Raw genomic sequence first — 15,257 nt, forward strand, 5'->3', positions numbered from 1 at the left:
ACGGCTGGATGCTGTCCGAGAATGAGCGAACATACTGTGCCTCGTCCGACTCCCCCTGCTCATTCCGTTAGACCCTCTTAGTATTTCGGATTTCGCGTCAAATGTCCAGCTTGTCGTTTTCGGCGAGCGCCTTGAGATCGGCCGTGATTTCCTGGGAGAAGGGGTTGAGCTCCCAGGCCTTCTTGATGCTCTCGATCGCCTTCCGCTTCTCGCTCATCTCGAGGTAGGTCTTCCCCATCTGGTAATAGGCCCCGGCGTTGTTCCTGCTGATCTTCAGGACCCTGGCGTAGACGGCGAGGGCCTCCTGGGGATTGCCCGACTTGCGGTACGCCTCGGCGAGGCTCTGCATGATCGAGGTATCGGCGGGATTCATCTGGTGCGCCTTGAGGAGCACCTCCAGCGCCTTCTCGCTCTCGTTCTTCGAGAGGTACAGCTCGCCGAGCAGGTGTCCCGAGGTCGAGACATCGTCCCGCACGTCACCGTGCGCCTCCTGCAGCATCGTCTCCGCCTTGCCGGCATCGCCGGTCTTGTAGTAGAGCTTGCTCAGGGCGATGAGACGGTCCGCATTCGAAGGGCTGATGGCATGGGCCTGCTCGTAATACTGTATGGCGGACCCGATGTCGCCGAGGCTCTCGTAGATCTCGCCGATCGCGTTGTAGGCCTTCACGAAGAGCGGCTTCTTCGCTATCGCCTCCTTGAAATAGGCAATCGCCTGCTGGGAATCCCCTTTGGCGAGCGCCAGGTGCCCGTACTGGTAGAGGAGCGCCGCGTTGTCGGGCGCCATTTCGAGGGCCGCGGCGATCTCGCGTTCGGCACTCACGAAGTCCCTGCTCTCGAGGTGCTGCCTGAAGCCCTGCATATGGAGCTCCAGCGTCGAGGGGTTGAAACGCTTCCGCAGCACCTTCGCGATCTTGTCTTCCAGCGCTCCCATGACGAAGGGCTTGATGAGGTACTCGCTCGCGCCGCCCTCCGCAGCGCGGGCGACCGTATCCTTTCGGGCCTCTGCGGTGACGAAGATGAAGCTGATGCCGTCGTAACGGTTGTCCTCGCGGACCGTCTTGAACAGCTCGATGCCGGTCATTTCGGGCATGTTGATATCGGCGATGATGAGATCGACCTTCGATGTCTTTACGATCTCCAGCGCGCTCTTGCCGTTATCGGCGGTGACGACGTTCTTGAAGCCGAGTCTCGAGAGCATGTTCGCAACCGTGGCGCGCATGGTGGGCTCGTCATCGACGAAGAGACAGTTTATTTTAAGGTGTTCTACGGGAATACCCATCAGACAGCTTCCTCCTTGAAACGTTCATGCGTTAACGGTTCGGGCAGAGAGAAGAGGAACCGTGCGCCGCCGCCGGGCGCATCCTCAACCCAGAGCCGGCCGCCGTGGGCGCTGACCACGAGCTTGCAGAAGGTGAGCCCGAGGCCGGTCGTCGCCTTGCCGTGCTTGACGCCCTCTTCCACCTGGAAAAACTTGTCGAATATCCGCTCCTTAAACTCGTCGGGAACGCCGCTGCCCCGGTCGGTGACGCTCACCAGCGTATCGCCCCCGGCGTCCCGGGCGATCCCGACCTCGATCTTCGTACCGTCGGGCGCGTGCTCCAGGGCGTTGAGCAGGAGGTTCGACAGGGTCCTGCCGATCAGGTCCTCGTCCGCGTAGCAGAGCAGCGGGCCGCACTCCAGGCCGAGGGTGATGTTCCGCAGCGCGGAGACGGTCCTGAGGGACTCGATCTCCCGCCGGGCGAGCTCCGCGAGGTCCGTCTCCTCCCGGAGGATCCTGATCTTCCCCTCCTCGAGCTTCGTGATGTCGAGAATATTCAGCACCATCCGCTGCATCTTATGAATATCCTGGAGCGCGATGTTCACGCACTCCGCCTGGCCGGGCTGGAGCGGCTCGTAGGTGAGCATGTCCAGGTTCGCCATGATCGTGGTGATGGGCCCCTTCAGGTCGTGGACGATGAAGCTGGTGAGACTGGTTTTCAGCTCATCGAGGCGCTTCAGCTGCTGCACCGCCTGCTCGTACTTCTTGACCTTCCGCTCGAGGAGGCTCTTCGCCTGCGCGGCATAGAGATACACCGAGAGATGGCGCGCCACCTCCATCGCCGTCTGCTGCTGCTCTCCGCTCATTATCCCTTCTCCCGTGCCGTCATCCCGGCCCCCCTGCATGTCGGTGAAGTTGATTACGCCGAGCTTTCTGTCCTCGTACTTGAGGGGAATGCTGAGGGAATACTCGGAATCGTACCTGCTCGCGTCGAGCGGCCTGAAGAAGGAGAGCTTCTTCCGGTCGGCAAGGAACGGGGCGTCATCGATGAGCGCCCTCGTCGAGACGGTCACCTCCGACAGCCGCCGCTTCTCCCCGATGATCGCGGGATCGGTGGACGCCCGCACCTCGAGCGTCAGCTCGTCGGGGTTGATGAGCATGAGGGAGCACTGGGCAGCATTGAAGTGGCCCGCCAGCACGCCGACCACCTGTTGAAGCGTGCGGTCGAAAGGGCCTTCGTCCCAGACCAGTATCGATCCTATCGTATAGAGCAGCCGTTCGGGCATAAGGTACGGTATATATATCGGCAGATGCCGGGAAAAGCTAAACTTCCATGATGATCGGCATGATCATCGGGCGGCGGTCCATCGTGTTCCGCAGGTATTTCTTGAGGGTCGAGCGGAGCTTCGCCTGAACGAGGGCCGTATCGGCGATCACGTCCTCCTGGAGCTCCGAGAGGGTGGCGTCCATCAACCCTCTGACTTCGGTGATGATCTCGGGCGAGGCGTCCTCGAAGATGAAGCCGCGGGAGATGATCTCGGGCCCGGAGACGATCCGCTTGGTGGACTTCTCGATACCGACGAGGATGATGACGATGCCGTCGTGGGCGAGCATCCTGCGGTCTCTCAGGACGATATCCTCGACCCCGCCGACGCCCTTGCCGTCGATGAAGATCCGGCCCGCATTCACCTTCCCGTTCCGGCGGGCGCCCTCCTCCGTTATCTCGAGCACCGTCCCGTTCTCGAGGAGGAAGATATGGTCGTGGGGAATGCCCGACTTCTCGGCGAGCTTCGCATGATACTTCCGGTGCCGGAACTCGCCGTGGATCGGGACGAAGTAGCGGGGCCGGACGAGGTTCATCATGAGCTTCAGCTCCTCCTTCGAGGCGTGCCCCGAGACATGGATCTCGGACACCTTCTCGTAGATCACCTCGGCCCCCCGGGCCATGAGGTGGTTGATGATCTTCCCGATGGAGCGCTCGTTCCCGGGGATCATCTTTGCCGAGAGGATGACCGTATCCCCCTCTTTCACCTTGATGTGCTTGTGCTCGTCCGTGGCGATGCGGGAGAGGACGCTCATCGGCTCTCCCTGGCTCCCGGTCGTGATGATCACCACCTCTTCGTCCGCGAGGTCTTTCAGGTTCTCGAGCCGCACCCAGGTGTTCTTCGGCATCGTGAGATACCCGAGATCGAGGGCGATCTGGGAGTTCGAGACGATGCTCCTGCCGCACATGATGACCCGCTTCCCGTGCTGCACCGCCACATCGATGGCCTGCTGGATGCGGTGAATATTCGAGGCGAAGGTGGCGATGATGATCCTCCCCCGCGCCTTCGCAAAGATATCCTCGAAGGCCCGCCGCACCTCCTTTTCGGAGAAGGTGAAGCCGCCCTTCTCGGCATTGGTGCTGTCGGAGAGCATCAGCAGGGTCCCTTTTTCGCCGTACTCGGTGAACTTGTGGAAATCCATCAGCTCGCCGTCGACCGGCGTGGGATCGAGCTTGAAATCGCCGGTGTGGATCACGGCACCGACAGGAGTCGTTATGCCCAGACCGACCCCGTCGACGATGCTGTGGGTGACGCGTATGAACTCGACCGAAAAAGAGCCGAGCGTGACGGTATCCCTCGGCCGCACCGGCGTCAGGACGACCTCGTCGAGATGGTACTCTCTCAGCTTCTCCCTCACCAGGGCGAGGGTGAGCGGGGTGCCGTAGACCGGGACCTGCAGCTCTCGGAGCAGGAACGGCAGTGCGCCGGTGTGGTCCTCATGACCGTGGGTAAGGACAATGCCCCGCACCTTCTCCCGGTTGTCGAGGACATACGAGAAGTCCGGGATGACGAAATCGACCCCGAGCATGTCCTCTTCGGGGAACATCAGGCCTGCGTCGACGACGATCATATCGTCGCCATACTGGAAGACCGTCATATTGAGGCCGATCTCTTCGACCCCGCCGAGGGGAATGACGAGGAGGGACCCGTTCATAACGCAAACAACAAAAGAGAAGAAAGCAAAATAGGGGAGCTCCGAATTTCCGATGTTTTCGTTATCGCCACCGCTCTATCAACTCTTCGAAGCTGACATCGCCGTCGATGATCTGCATGATCATCGGCTTGACGACCGACGATTCAGTCTTCGTCCTCCGTATGTCGATAATCTGATCGCCCACGGCAAAGAAGGCGTCCACCACCGCAGGAGAGAACTGCTTCTCCCGCTGGTCTTTTATGTAATCGACCGCCTTCTCGATCGGCCAGGCAGCCTTGTAGACGCGGTCCGAGGTGAGGGCGTCGAATACGTCGGCGATCGCAACGATCGCCCCCGACAGGGGGATATCCTTCCCTTTCAGTCCGAGCGGGTAACCGGCGCCGTCCCACCGCTCGTGGTGCGAAAGGGCGATCTCTTTTGCGAGCTCGAGGAGCGGCAGGCTCGTACCGCCCAGTATCTTGCTGCCGATGACCGTATGGAGCTTGATGACCTTGAACTCGTCGTCCGTCAGCCTCCCCGGTTTCATCAGCACGCCGTCCGGGATACCTATCTTGCCCACATCATGCATGGGCGACGCATAGCGCATCATCATGCGCTGCTCGGTGTTCAACCCCAGCACCTTGGTAATGAGATTCACATAGTCGGCGATGCGTTCGATATGCCTGCCCGTCTCGTCGTCCCTGAACTCCGCCGCCTTGCCCAGCCTGATAATCACCTCGACCTGGGTATGCTCCAGCATCTGGAGCTTCTCGAGGAGGTTGGTCTCCATCACGTCGAGGGAGGTATTGAGGAACTCGTCGCGCTCCTTGAGCTTCAGCATATTGCTCACCCGCGCCTTGAGCTCCTCGACGAAGAAGGGCTTGGTCACATAGTCGTCCGCGCCCAGGGAGAGGGCCCGGACAATGCTCTGCTTGTCGGTCAGGGCGGAAAGGACGATAACGGGGAAGTAGCGCTTCTCGCGTATTTCTTTCAGCCGTCCGAGCACGTCGAACCCGTCCATGACCGGCATCATCAGGTCGAGGACGAGGAGGTCGGGACAGCCGTCGTGCTCCATCAGGTCGAGGAGCTCTTTTCCGTTTTCGACTTTCTTTATGACGAGGTCCGGATCGTTCCTGAAGACCGACTCGACGAGCTCGATGTTGATCGCCACATCATCCGCTACATAGACCGTCCGTTGCATTACTCCTCCGAAACGAATTCCTCTGCCGTATCCGGCCGGAAGCGCTACAGGCGCTTCCCCCTCAAGCGGAGCGAGTTGCTCACCACCGAGACCGAGCTGAACGCCATTGCCGCCGACGCGATCATCGGGTTGAGCAGGGGTCCTCCGAAGAGGTACAGAACGCCCGCCGCCACCGGGATGCCGACGATATTATAAAAGAACGCCCAAAAAAGGTTCTGCTTGATCGTCCTGATGGTCAGCTTGCTCAGCCTCACCGCATCGACCACGCTCTTCAGGTATCCCTTGATAAGGGTGATGTCCGACGCCTCGATCGCGATATCGGTGCCGGTGCCGATGGCGATGCCCACGTCCGCCTCGGCCAGGGCGGGCGCGTCGTTGATGCCGTCGCCGACCATGGCCGTGACCTTGCGCTCCGCCTTCACCTTCCTGACGACCTCCACCTTCTGCTCGGGCCGGACCTCGGCAAAAAAGGTTTCGATCCCCACCTCCCGCGCGATCGCCCGCGCCGTATTCTTGTGGTCCCCGGTGAGCATGATGACCTCTATCCCCATCTCCCGGAGCTGCCGTATCGCCTCGAGGGACCCCTCCTTGATCGTATCGGCGATGGGGAACACGGCCGCCGCCTCGCTGTCTATCGCCATGAAGACCGGGGTCTTTGCCTCCGCGGAGATCGTCTCGGCGAGCGATCCGAACGCCGCCGTATCGATGCCCTCCTTGCGGAGCAGCTCCTCGTTCCCGATGAATACCTCCCGCAGCTCGCCCGAGACCGGGACCTGGGCCTTGACGCCGCCGCCCGGCACCGCGACAAACCGAACGGGGTCAGAGACAGCAACGCCCCGGTCATGCGCCTTCCTGACGATCGCCTGACCGAGGGGATGCTCGGAGAGCTTCTCCGCCGATGCGGCGATCCGGAGCAGCTCGGCGGCCGTCCTTTCTCCAACAGGTATAATATCGACTACTTCGGGCTCTCCTTTAGTAATCGTTCCCGTCTTGTCGAGAATGACCGCTTGAATCCGGTGGGAAAGCTCCAGCGCCCCCGCATCCCTGATCAGGATACCGTTCTCCGCCCCCTTCCCCGTTCCGACCATGATCGCCGTCGGCGTGGCGAGCCCGAGCGAGCAGGGGCAGGCGATGATCAGGACCGCGATAAAGTTCATCAGCGCGAGCGTAAACGACGGCTGCGGGCCGAGCACATACCAGAGGACGAACGTGACCGCTGCAATGCCGATGACGATGGGGACAAAAATGGAGGCGATTGTATCGGCGAGCCGCTGTATGGGCGCCTTGCTCCCCTGCGCCTCTTCGACGAGGCGGATGATCTGGGCGAGCGCCGTCTCCCTGCCGACCTTGAGCGCCCTCAGCCTGAAGCTGCCGGCCTTGTTGACCGTTCCGCTGTAGACGGTATCTCCGGCGCCCTTTTCGACCGGGAGGCTCTCGCCGGTGAGCATCGATTCATCGACCGTCGAGGCGCCCTCGACCACCGTACCGTCGACCGGGATCCTCCCCCCCGGCCGCACAAAGACGATGTCGCCGACCGTCACCTCCTCGATAGGAATCTCCCGCTCGACGCCGTCGCGGAGCACGGTGGCGGTCTTCGCCTGCAGGCCCATGAGCTTCCGTATCGCCTCGGAGGTCTTCCCCTTTGCCCGGGCCTCGAGGAGCCTCCCCATGAGGATGAGCGTAATGATCGTTGCCGAGGTGTCGAAATAGATATGGGGCATTACCCCCCCGGCGACGAAGAGCCCGGGGGAAAAGGTCGCGGCGACGCTGTAACCATAGGCCGCGTTCGTCCCGACGCTGATGAGGGTATTCATGTTCGTGGCGCCGTGCTTCAGCGCTGAAAATGCGGCGGTATGGAACCTCATGCCCGTCCAGAATTGAACAGGCGTAGCGAGCGCGAAGAGGAGGTACCAGTTCGAGAGGACCGGCACGGTGTGGAACATGCTCCCGATCATGATGGCGGTCGAGATGACTGCGCTGATAATGAACTGCTTTTTGAGCTGCGCGTACTCCCGCTCCCGCCGCGCCTTCTCGCGGTCGACAAACTCCCCGGCGGACTGCTCCGCGCTGTATCCCGCGTCGGCAATAACCCTTTTGAAGTCCTCGAAACCGACGACGGTCGGGACATACTCTACGGAGGCCCTCTCGGACGCCAGGTTGACCGTCACGTCGAGGACGCCGTAGAGTCCTTTCAGCGCACGCTCCACCGCGCCGACGCAGGCAGCGCAGGTCATTCCCCGTACGGCGAAATCCATCCTGACGGTCGCGACCCCGTAGCCCTCCTCTTTGATCGCCTCGACGATGGTCCGGAGGGGGACAGGGTTGTCCGGGTCCGCGAACTCGGCGGTCGCCCGTTCGGCGGGAAAGTTTACCGCAGCGCTCTTTATTCCCTGGATTTTAGGAAGCGTTCTCTCTATGGCGGCCGCACAGGCAGCGCAGGTCATCCCCGTAACCGGGATGTCGATTTTAGAAACCATTCAACTATTTTAGAAAATATCAAATTCAAAATGCAAAACGTATATAGTATAATTCTTTCCATGCCACCGCTTCCCGAGAGCTTGACGGCTGCCTTCACCGTTGTCTTTCCCGTTTCGGGGGTCGCTGCCAACATCCTCGTCCCCCCTCTCGTCGCGCTGGTCATCTCCTTCTTCACCTCCATGGGCGGGGTCTCGGGAGCCTTTCTTCTGCTGCCGTTCCAGATGAGCGTCCTCAACTACACCGCGCCCTCGGTAAGCGGCACCAATCACGTCTTCAATGTCGTCGCCATCCCCAGCGGCGTCTGCCGGTACATCAAAGAGGGGCGGATGGCATGGCCGCTCACCTGGGTCATCGTCGCGGGAACGCTGCCGGGAGTATTTCTCGGCTACTATCTCAGGGTGTACTATCTGCCCGATCCGCAGTCGTTCAAGTTTTTCGTGGGACTGGTGCTGCTGTATATCGGCGTCAAACTGCTCAAAGAGTTCGTCGGCATGCCGGGCAAAAGGCCCCCGGCGGCCGGGACCGCCGGGGCGAAGGTCAGCGCCAAGACCGCCGGCCTGCCTTCCGATGCCGTCGTCAGGACGACAGCGGTATCCCCGAAAAGGATCGAATACGAATTCCGGGGAGAGCGCTTCGCTTTCAGCACCGTAAGCATGTTCGTCCTCGCCCTCGCCGTCGGCATCGTCGGCGGCGCCTACGGCATCGGCGGCGGCTCGATCATCGCTCCCTTCTGCGTCGCCGTGTTCCACCTGCCGGTCTATACCATCGCGGGGGCGGCGCTCATGGGGACCTTCATCACCTCTGCTGCCGGGGCGCTCTTCTTCAGCCTCATCCCTTCGTCCGGCGGGGTCCCGACAATGCCCGACTGGCCCCTGGGCATACTCTTCGGCATCGGGGGATTCATCGGCATGTACCTCGGTGCGAGGGCCCAGAAATTCGTTCCGCAGAGGGCGATAAAGCTGATGCTCGGCATCGTTATCGTCTTTCTCGCGCTGGGCTACATCTTTCCGTTCATCCTGCACCTCTTCGGCTAACCATGGCCTCCGGCGCTGCTCCTTTAGGTTCTGCACCCAAGCTCGCCTGATCAAAACGTCCCGCGATCGGTTATCATATCCCCCTCGTGAAAAGACCGGACGACTTCCATCTCATCGCCAGATTCATGCAGGGCGACCCCGCTGCCTTCGAGGAGATCGTCCGCGCCTACCAGGACAGGATATATACGCTCTGCCGCCACCTGCTCGGCGACCGCCATGATGCGGAGGACGCGGCGCAGGACACCTTCGTCAAGGCGTACCGGAACCTCGACGATTTCAAACCGGAGGCGTCCCTCTATACCTGGCTCTACCGCATCGCGGTCAACACCTGCATCGACTACCGCAGGAAGCCCTTCTTCGAGTCGCTCTTCAAGCGCTCCGGTGAGGGGGAAGAGCTCACGATCGACCCTGCCGCGGATTCGCCCTCCCCGGAGCGCCTCTACGAATCGAAAGAAGTGGGCAGGGCCCTGCAGAAGAGCCTGAAGCGGCTGTCGCCGAAGCTGCGCACGGTCCTCATACTCAAAGAGGTCGAAGGGCTCTCCTATGAAGAGATAGCGGCGGTGCTGGAGGTCTCGACAGGCACGGTAAAGTCAAGGATTTCAAGGGCCAGGGAAGAAATCAGGGCCCTGATGAAAAAATTTACGGAACAAACGTGAGCGACAAACGTTTAACACTCAGGAGGCAACGACATGAACTGTCCGCAGAGAGAACTGCTTTCGGCCTATAACGACGGCGAGCTCAACCCTGGAGAAAGAGAGCGCCTGAAGGCGCATATAAGCGCCTGCCCTGCGTGCAGCAGGGAGCTCGGGGAGCTCGCCTCGCTCCGCCGGCTCTTCGGCGGGGCGAAGCGGTTCACGGCGCCGTATGGCTTCTCGCCCAGGGTAATGGCGCATGCCGGTGCGCAGAGGGCGCCGCGCTTCGCCGGGATCCCCCTCTTCGCCAGGCTCGCCGAGACAGTGGTCGTGCTCGCCATGATCTTCATCGGCATGGTTTCGGGGAGCATGCTTGCCTACACGCTTGCGGGGCCGAACACGGGAAGCGGCTCGTCATTATTCTCGCTCGAGCTGTTCGAGGCCGCGCCCCCGGATTCCGTGGGCGGTGTCTATCTCGCCATGACCGAGGCGGACCATGAGAAGTAACCGGATGCTCAAATTCGCCCTGGCCGCCTCGCTCGTCCTGAACCTCACCGTTCTGTCCACCGTCGGCTTCCTGTATTACCAGAAGAGCTCCTCCTGGGTCTCGCCCTTCGGCACGGTCATGAAGAGGGACCGCTTCCTCTTCGAGGAGCTCTCGCTGCGGCCGGAACAGAAGCAGGCCCTGCGGGAGCGGGCGATCCCTTTCAGGGCGGAGATAGACCGGCAGCGGCAGGAGATCGGCCTCAAGAAGAAGGCGCTGCTCGCTCTCATGCGCACCGGCAATCCCTCGCCCGATACCGTTGCCGCCGCGGTCGCGGAGATCGGCGGGATGCAGGAGAGAATGCAGCATACAATAGTCAAGCATATGCTCGAAATGAAAGGCATGCTCGGGAGAGAGCAGCAGGAAAAGTTCCTCGACCTGATCGAGAAGGCCATGACAGAAGGAGGGCAGCCGGGATGCACACCGTGAGAACAGAACCGGCAACCAGCCGGAAACGGGGAGGACTCGTCGCGCTCTGCTGCGTTCTCCTGTCTCTGGCATTGCCGGCCGGCCCTGCCGGCGGCGAAACCGCCGCTATCGCGACTATCGCCACTATAGAAGGGAGGACGCTTACCCTCGATGAATGCATCGCGATCGGGCTGAAGAGCAATCCCGCTGCGGAGATCTCGTTCCAGAACCTCAGGGCGGTCGAGGAGCGGATCGGCGAGGCGTGGGGAACGTATTATCCCTCGCTCAAGCTCACCACGGCATATACGTATACGACGCCGCAGGACGACCGGATGGCGATTCTCCCGGACAGCTACGATACCCGCTTTTTCCTGCGGCAGCTCCTCTTCGACGCCGGGGGCACCTCGAGCCTGGTCAGGAGCATACGCCACAGTATCCGGACCCAGGAGTACGACCTCCAGAGGACGAACCTCGACATCGTCGTGAACGTCACGACCTCCTATCACGAGGTACTGAAGCGGCACGATCTGATCGAAGTTGCACAGGCGGCGTTCACGAGCGCCGATACGCATTTGCAGCAGGCCCGTGAGCTCTACAAAGAGGGCCTCGCCCCCCGCTCGGATGTCATAAAGGCGGAGGTGCAGCGCTCCAATGCCCAGCTCGATATCATCAGGGCGGAAAACAGCCATCTGCTCGCAAAGGCGAATCTCGCCGCAGCGATGGGGCTGCCGGTCACGACCGGCTTCGCGGTCGTGCCGGTGCCAGGAAAGGTGACCGAGCCGGCGGCGCTGCCTCCCTTGGGCGCCGCGATGGCGGCAGCATACGACCAGAGGCCCGAGCTCAAGGGGAGCAGGGCTCGGATCGATGCAGCAGAGGCCGGCGTACAGCAGGCGCGGAGCGGTTTTTATCCGAACCTCAGCCTCGATGCCTCTTACGGATGGCAGGAGAGCAGCTTCCTTCCGGATGACAAAAAGTGGAGCGTGGGCGTAACGGCGAGCATCCCCCTCTTCGAGCAGCTCACCGCACGGTCGCGGGTCAACCAGGCCCGGGCGAGTCTTGCCGGGACCAGGGCGGCTGAGACGCAGACGAAACGGGCTGTCGAGCTCGATGTGGAGCAGGCCTGGCTCGCGCTCAAAGAGGCGCTGGAACGGTCATCGGTGACCGAAAGGACGCTCGAGCAGGCCCGGGAGGACATGCGCGTTTCGGAAGGGAGATACAGAGAAGGGGTCGGGAATATCCTCGAGGTGAACGATGCGCAGACTGCGCTGACCCAGGCAAGGACGAACCATGTCGTTGCGCTGTACGACATCGTCAACGCGCAGGCGCGGCTCGACAGGGCGATAGGGAAGGGACCAGTGGCCAGATCGGTAACGGCCAGATCGGTAACGGGCATACCGGTAAGGGAGGAGAGTAGATAAATGAAAAAGAGGCTGGTTATCGTAAGCGTCCTGCTGATCCTGGGGCTCGCGAGCTCCGTGGGCGCCTACAAGTTTTTCAGCGGCCGGGGCAGCAGGGAAGCAACCTTCCAGACGGAAACGATCAGGAAGCGCACGATCTCCTCGATCGTGCAGGCGACCGGCGTGATCCGGGCGAAGATCGGTGCCGAGGTGAAGGTCGGCTCGCGGATATCGGGCAAGGTCGAAACCCTCTATGCCAACATCGGCGACGCGGTGAAAAAGGGCCAGGTGATCGCGCGGCTCGAGCAGGAAGACCTGAGGGCAAAGGTCAACGAGACGAGGATGAACCTGAAGATCGTCGAGGCGAACCTCGACCTGGCGCAGAAGAACCTCCAGCGTATGCAGAATCTCTACGCGAAGGACTTCGTCTCCCGGGACAAGGTCGATGTGGCGGAACGGGATTACAAGGCAGCGCAGGCCCAGGCGAGCCAGCTCAGGGAGTCCATACGGTACAACGAAACGCAGATGTCCTACGCCACCATCGTCGCGCCCATCTCGGGGGTGATCGCCTCGGTCGCCACCCAGCAGGGGGAGACGGTCTCGTCATCGGCGCTGAACGTGCCGACCTTCGTCACCATCGTCGATCTGAACCGGCTCGAGGTGTACGCGTATGTGGACGAGACCGACATCAGCAAGATAAAGCCGGGGTTCGAGGCGACCTTTACCGTCGATTCATTCCCTGACAGGGATTTCAAGGGCACGGTGACCGCCGTGTATCCGAAGGCGACTATCCAGGACAACGTGGTCTATTACATCACCATCATCTCGATCGAGAACCCCGAGGGAAAGCTGAAGCCCGACATGACGGTGAACGCCACCATCTACCTGAACAAGCGCGAGGGTGTGCTCGCCGTGCCGAATAAAGCGATCAAGAGAGAGGGGGGCAGGAAGGTGGTCCAGGTGCTCGAAAGCGGAAAGCCCGCGCTGCGGACCGTCAAGACGGGATGGAAAGACGGGAGCTACACCGAGGTCATCGAGGGGCTCCGCGAGGGAGAGACGGTGGTGACGGGGGAGGTGGCAAAGGCGGAGTAGAGAGAGGAGCGTTGTCCGGACTTGCCGGGGTGTCGAATCCAGCTCGACAGGGGCTGTATTCCGCTCAGGTGATATTTTTCTGCTGCTCTAGAGCTCGTTCCGCTATAGCAGCACAACTCGGTCGTACCGACCTCGGACACCTGCTGCTATGGCCGCTCCACTTCGCCAAGAGCAGCGACGAAAAATATCAATTCGCTCCATTCAACCCCTGTCGAGCTGGATTCCGGAAAAACTAGTTTGCAATAGAGGAGGAAATACATGATTGAGCTGAAAGGCATCACCAAGACGTACCGGAAGAACGGGAGCCTCGAGGTCAGTGTCCTCAAGGGCATCGATCTCGAGATCGGGAAAGGGGAGTTCGTGGCGATCATGGCGCCGTCGGGTATGGGCAAGTCGACGTTGATGAACATCATCGGCTGCCTCGACCGGCCTACCGGCGGCGCGTATATCCTCGACGGGGTGGCGGTCGACAAAATGGACGACGATGACCTGTCCCGCACGCGGAACAAGAAGATCGGCTTCGTCTTCCAGTCGTTCAACCTGCTCCCCAAGACGACGGCCCTCGAGAATGTCGAGCTGCCGCTCATCTATTCGCCCGAAGCAGCGGATATACAAACGAAGGCGCGGGCTGCGCTCGAAGCGGTAGGCCTCGGGGAGCGGATCAACCACGTGCCCTCGGAGCTCTCGGGCGGCCAGCAGCAGCGCGTCGCCATTGCGCGGGCCCTGGTGAACGACCCCTCGATCATCCTCGCCGACGAGCCTACGGGAAACCTCGACACCGCATCGAGCGAAGAGGTGATGGGTATCTTCAGGAAGCTGAACCAGGAAGGCAGGACGGTCGTCCTCGTCACCCACGAACCCGATGTGGCGGGGCAGGCGAAGCGGATCATCAGGCTGAAGGACGGGCATGTGGTCAGCGATGAAAGGAGGGCCGCGTAATGGCGAAGACGGTCTCCCTCGCACTCAAAGGATTGGCGAAGTACCGGATGAGGACCTTCCTCATGATGCTGGGCATCGTTATCGGGATCGCGACGCTCACGGTGATCGTCTCGATCAGCAAAGGCGCCCAGGCGAAGATCATGAAGGGCATACAGAGCTTCGGGACGAACGCGGTGCTCGTCTCCGCAGGCGGCGGCAAGATGTTCGGCCCGCCCGACGAAGACACCACTTCCCTCACCCTGGAGGATGCGGCAGCCATAAAGGAGTCGGTGAAAGGCATAAAGCACATCGCGCCGTTCACGGTCAGCGTCTCCCAGGACATCATCTACGGCAACCAGAACACCGCCTCCCCGGTCCTCGGCGTGACCCCGGAATGGATGGACGCATGGCAGTGGTACGTCGACAAGGGCGAGTACATCAGCGATGAGGACAACGCCTCGATGAGCAAGAACGCGGTCATAGGCCGGACCGTCGCGCGAGAGCTCTTCGGCGACCAGAACCCCATCGGCGAGACGATCCGCATCAACACTACCAATTTCAAGGTCATCGGCATCATGGCCCACCGCGGGACGAGCCCGATGGGCATGGACATGGACCGCCGGGTCTTCGTCCCCCGGACGACGGCGATGAGAAAGCTGTTCAACATCGACCATGTCGGCATGATCAGGATGTATGTCGAGGACGAAGCGAAGCTCCGGGAAGTGACGATGAATGTGACCGCCCTCCTCAGGGAGCGGCACCATATCGCGCCGCCCCAGGAAGACGACTTCAGGGTGACCAACACCATGAAGATGGCGGCGATGGCGAAGGGGGTTTCGAAGACCCTCCGCACGTTTCTCATCCTCCTCTCGGTGATCTCGCTCGGCGTGGGCGGCATCGTGATCGCCAATATAATGTTCATCTCGGTCAACGAGCGGAAGAAGGAGATCGGCATACGCCGCGCCTTCGGCGCCAGGGCAAAGGACATCATGAACCAGTTCCTGGGTGAAGCGCTGATGGTAACCGTCAGCGGGGGCATACTCGGCACGCTGCTCGGGTTCGTCGTATCGAAAGTGATCTCGATGATTCCGGTGGCCTCTTCAATGGGGTCGATGGGGGGATCGATGGGCAAGAAGAAGATGATGACCATGCCCGCGGTGATATCATGGGAGCCTTTTGCGCTCGCCTTTCTCTTCTCGGTGCTGATCGGCGTGCTGGCAGGCATCCAGCCCGCGAAGAAAGCGGCGGCAATGGACCCCGTGGAAGCGATCAGAGGATAAGAACTTAAGCAATCAGCAGTCAGCTTTCAGCCAATAAAAAAATTCTTTCTTTTGCTG

General features: G+C 61.2%; 13 protein-coding genes. 8 read left to right on the forward strand and 5 right to left on the reverse strand.

Features of this window, described 5'->3' with window-relative positions:
* Window positions 1-97: 97 nt before the first annotated feature.
* The 5 genes from AB1805_04180 to AB1805_04200 form a co-directional block, all read right to left on the reverse strand.
* A complete protein-coding gene (locus tag AB1805_04180; GenBank protein MEW5744623.1) occupies window positions 98-1,279 on the reverse strand; it encodes a response regulator in 1,182 nt (393 codons plus the stop codon).
* Window positions 1,279-2,544, reverse strand: coding sequence for an ATP-binding protein (locus AB1805_04185; protein MEW5744624.1), 1,266 nt, complete (start codon window positions 2,542-2,544; stop codon window positions 1,279-1,281). The genes AB1805_04180 and AB1805_04185 overlap by 1 nt, the downstream gene beginning before the upstream one ends.
* Before the next feature lie 37 nt (window positions 2,545-2,581).
* On the reverse strand, window positions 2,582-4,237 hold the full coding sequence (locus AB1805_04190) for a ribonuclease J (protein ID MEW5744625.1): 1,656 nt from the start codon (window positions 4,235-4,237) through the stop codon (window positions 2,582-2,584).
* A gap of 61 nt (window positions 4,238-4,298) precedes the next feature.
* Window positions 4,299-5,417: an HD domain-containing phosphohydrolase gene (locus AB1805_04195; GenBank protein ID MEW5744626.1), complete on the reverse strand. Its 1,119-nt coding sequence runs from the start codon at window positions 5,415-5,417 to the stop codon at window positions 4,299-4,301.
* Window positions 5,418-5,461: 44 nt separating this feature from the next.
* Entirely contained in the window at window positions 5,462-7,894 is a 2,433-nt protein-coding gene (locus AB1805_04200; GenBank protein MEW5744627.1) for a heavy metal translocating P-type ATPase, read from the reverse strand.
* 60 nt (window positions 7,895-7,954) lie between these two features.
* On the opposite strand from AB1805_04200, the gene AB1805_04205 reads away from it, so the two are divergent.
* From AB1805_04205 to AB1805_04240, 8 genes are all read left to right on the forward strand, one after another.
* Window positions 7,955-8,929 (forward strand): sulfite exporter TauE/SafE family protein, encoded by a 975-nt coding sequence (locus AB1805_04205; protein ID MEW5744628.1) that lies wholly within the window; start codon window positions 7,955-7,957, stop codon window positions 8,927-8,929.
* Between the two features lie 86 nt (window positions 8,930-9,015).
* Window positions 9,016-9,585 carry a sigma-70 family RNA polymerase sigma factor gene (locus AB1805_04210; GenBank protein ID MEW5744629.1) on the forward strand — a complete coding sequence of 190 codons (570 nt, stop codon included), beginning with the start codon at window positions 9,016-9,018 and terminating at the stop codon, window positions 9,583-9,585.
* A gap of 33 nt (window positions 9,586-9,618) precedes the next feature.
* Window positions 9,619-10,068, forward strand: a complete 450-nt coding sequence (locus AB1805_04215) for a zf-HC2 domain-containing protein (GenBank protein MEW5744630.1) — start codon at window positions 9,619-9,621, stop codon at window positions 10,066-10,068.
* Window positions 10,058-10,534, forward strand: coding sequence for a periplasmic heavy metal sensor (locus AB1805_04220; GenBank protein MEW5744631.1), 477 nt, complete (start codon window positions 10,058-10,060; stop codon window positions 10,532-10,534). The genes AB1805_04215 and AB1805_04220 overlap by 11 nt, the downstream gene beginning before the upstream one ends.
* Window positions 10,522-11,931: a TolC family protein gene (locus tag AB1805_04225; protein MEW5744632.1), complete on the forward strand. Its 1,410-nt coding sequence runs from the start codon at window positions 10,522-10,524 to the stop codon at window positions 11,929-11,931. The genes AB1805_04220 and AB1805_04225 overlap by 13 nt, the downstream gene beginning before the upstream one ends.
* Complete coding sequence (locus AB1805_04230) at window positions 11,932-13,002, forward strand: efflux RND transporter periplasmic adaptor subunit (GenBank protein MEW5744633.1); 1,071 nt, start codon at window positions 11,932-11,934, stop codon at window positions 13,000-13,002.
* Between the two features lie 258 nt (window positions 13,003-13,260).
* Window positions 13,261-13,941: an ABC transporter ATP-binding protein gene (locus AB1805_04235; protein MEW5744634.1), complete on the forward strand. Its 681-nt coding sequence runs from the start codon at window positions 13,261-13,263 to the stop codon at window positions 13,939-13,941.
* The gene (locus tag AB1805_04240; protein MEW5744635.1) at window positions 13,941-15,200 is read left to right on the forward strand and encodes an ABC transporter permease; all 1,260 of its coding nucleotides are present in this window, start codon (window positions 13,941-13,943) and stop codon (window positions 15,198-15,200) included. The genes AB1805_04235 and AB1805_04240 overlap by 1 nt, the downstream gene beginning before the upstream one ends.
* Window positions 15,201-15,257 lie beyond the last annotated feature (57 nt).

The sequence above is a fragment of the Nitrospirota bacterium genome (assembly GCA_040752355.1).
In the GTDB taxonomy this organism is placed as follows: Bacteria; Nitrospirota; Thermodesulfovibrionia; order Thermodesulfovibrionales; family Dissulfurispiraceae; genus JBFMCP01.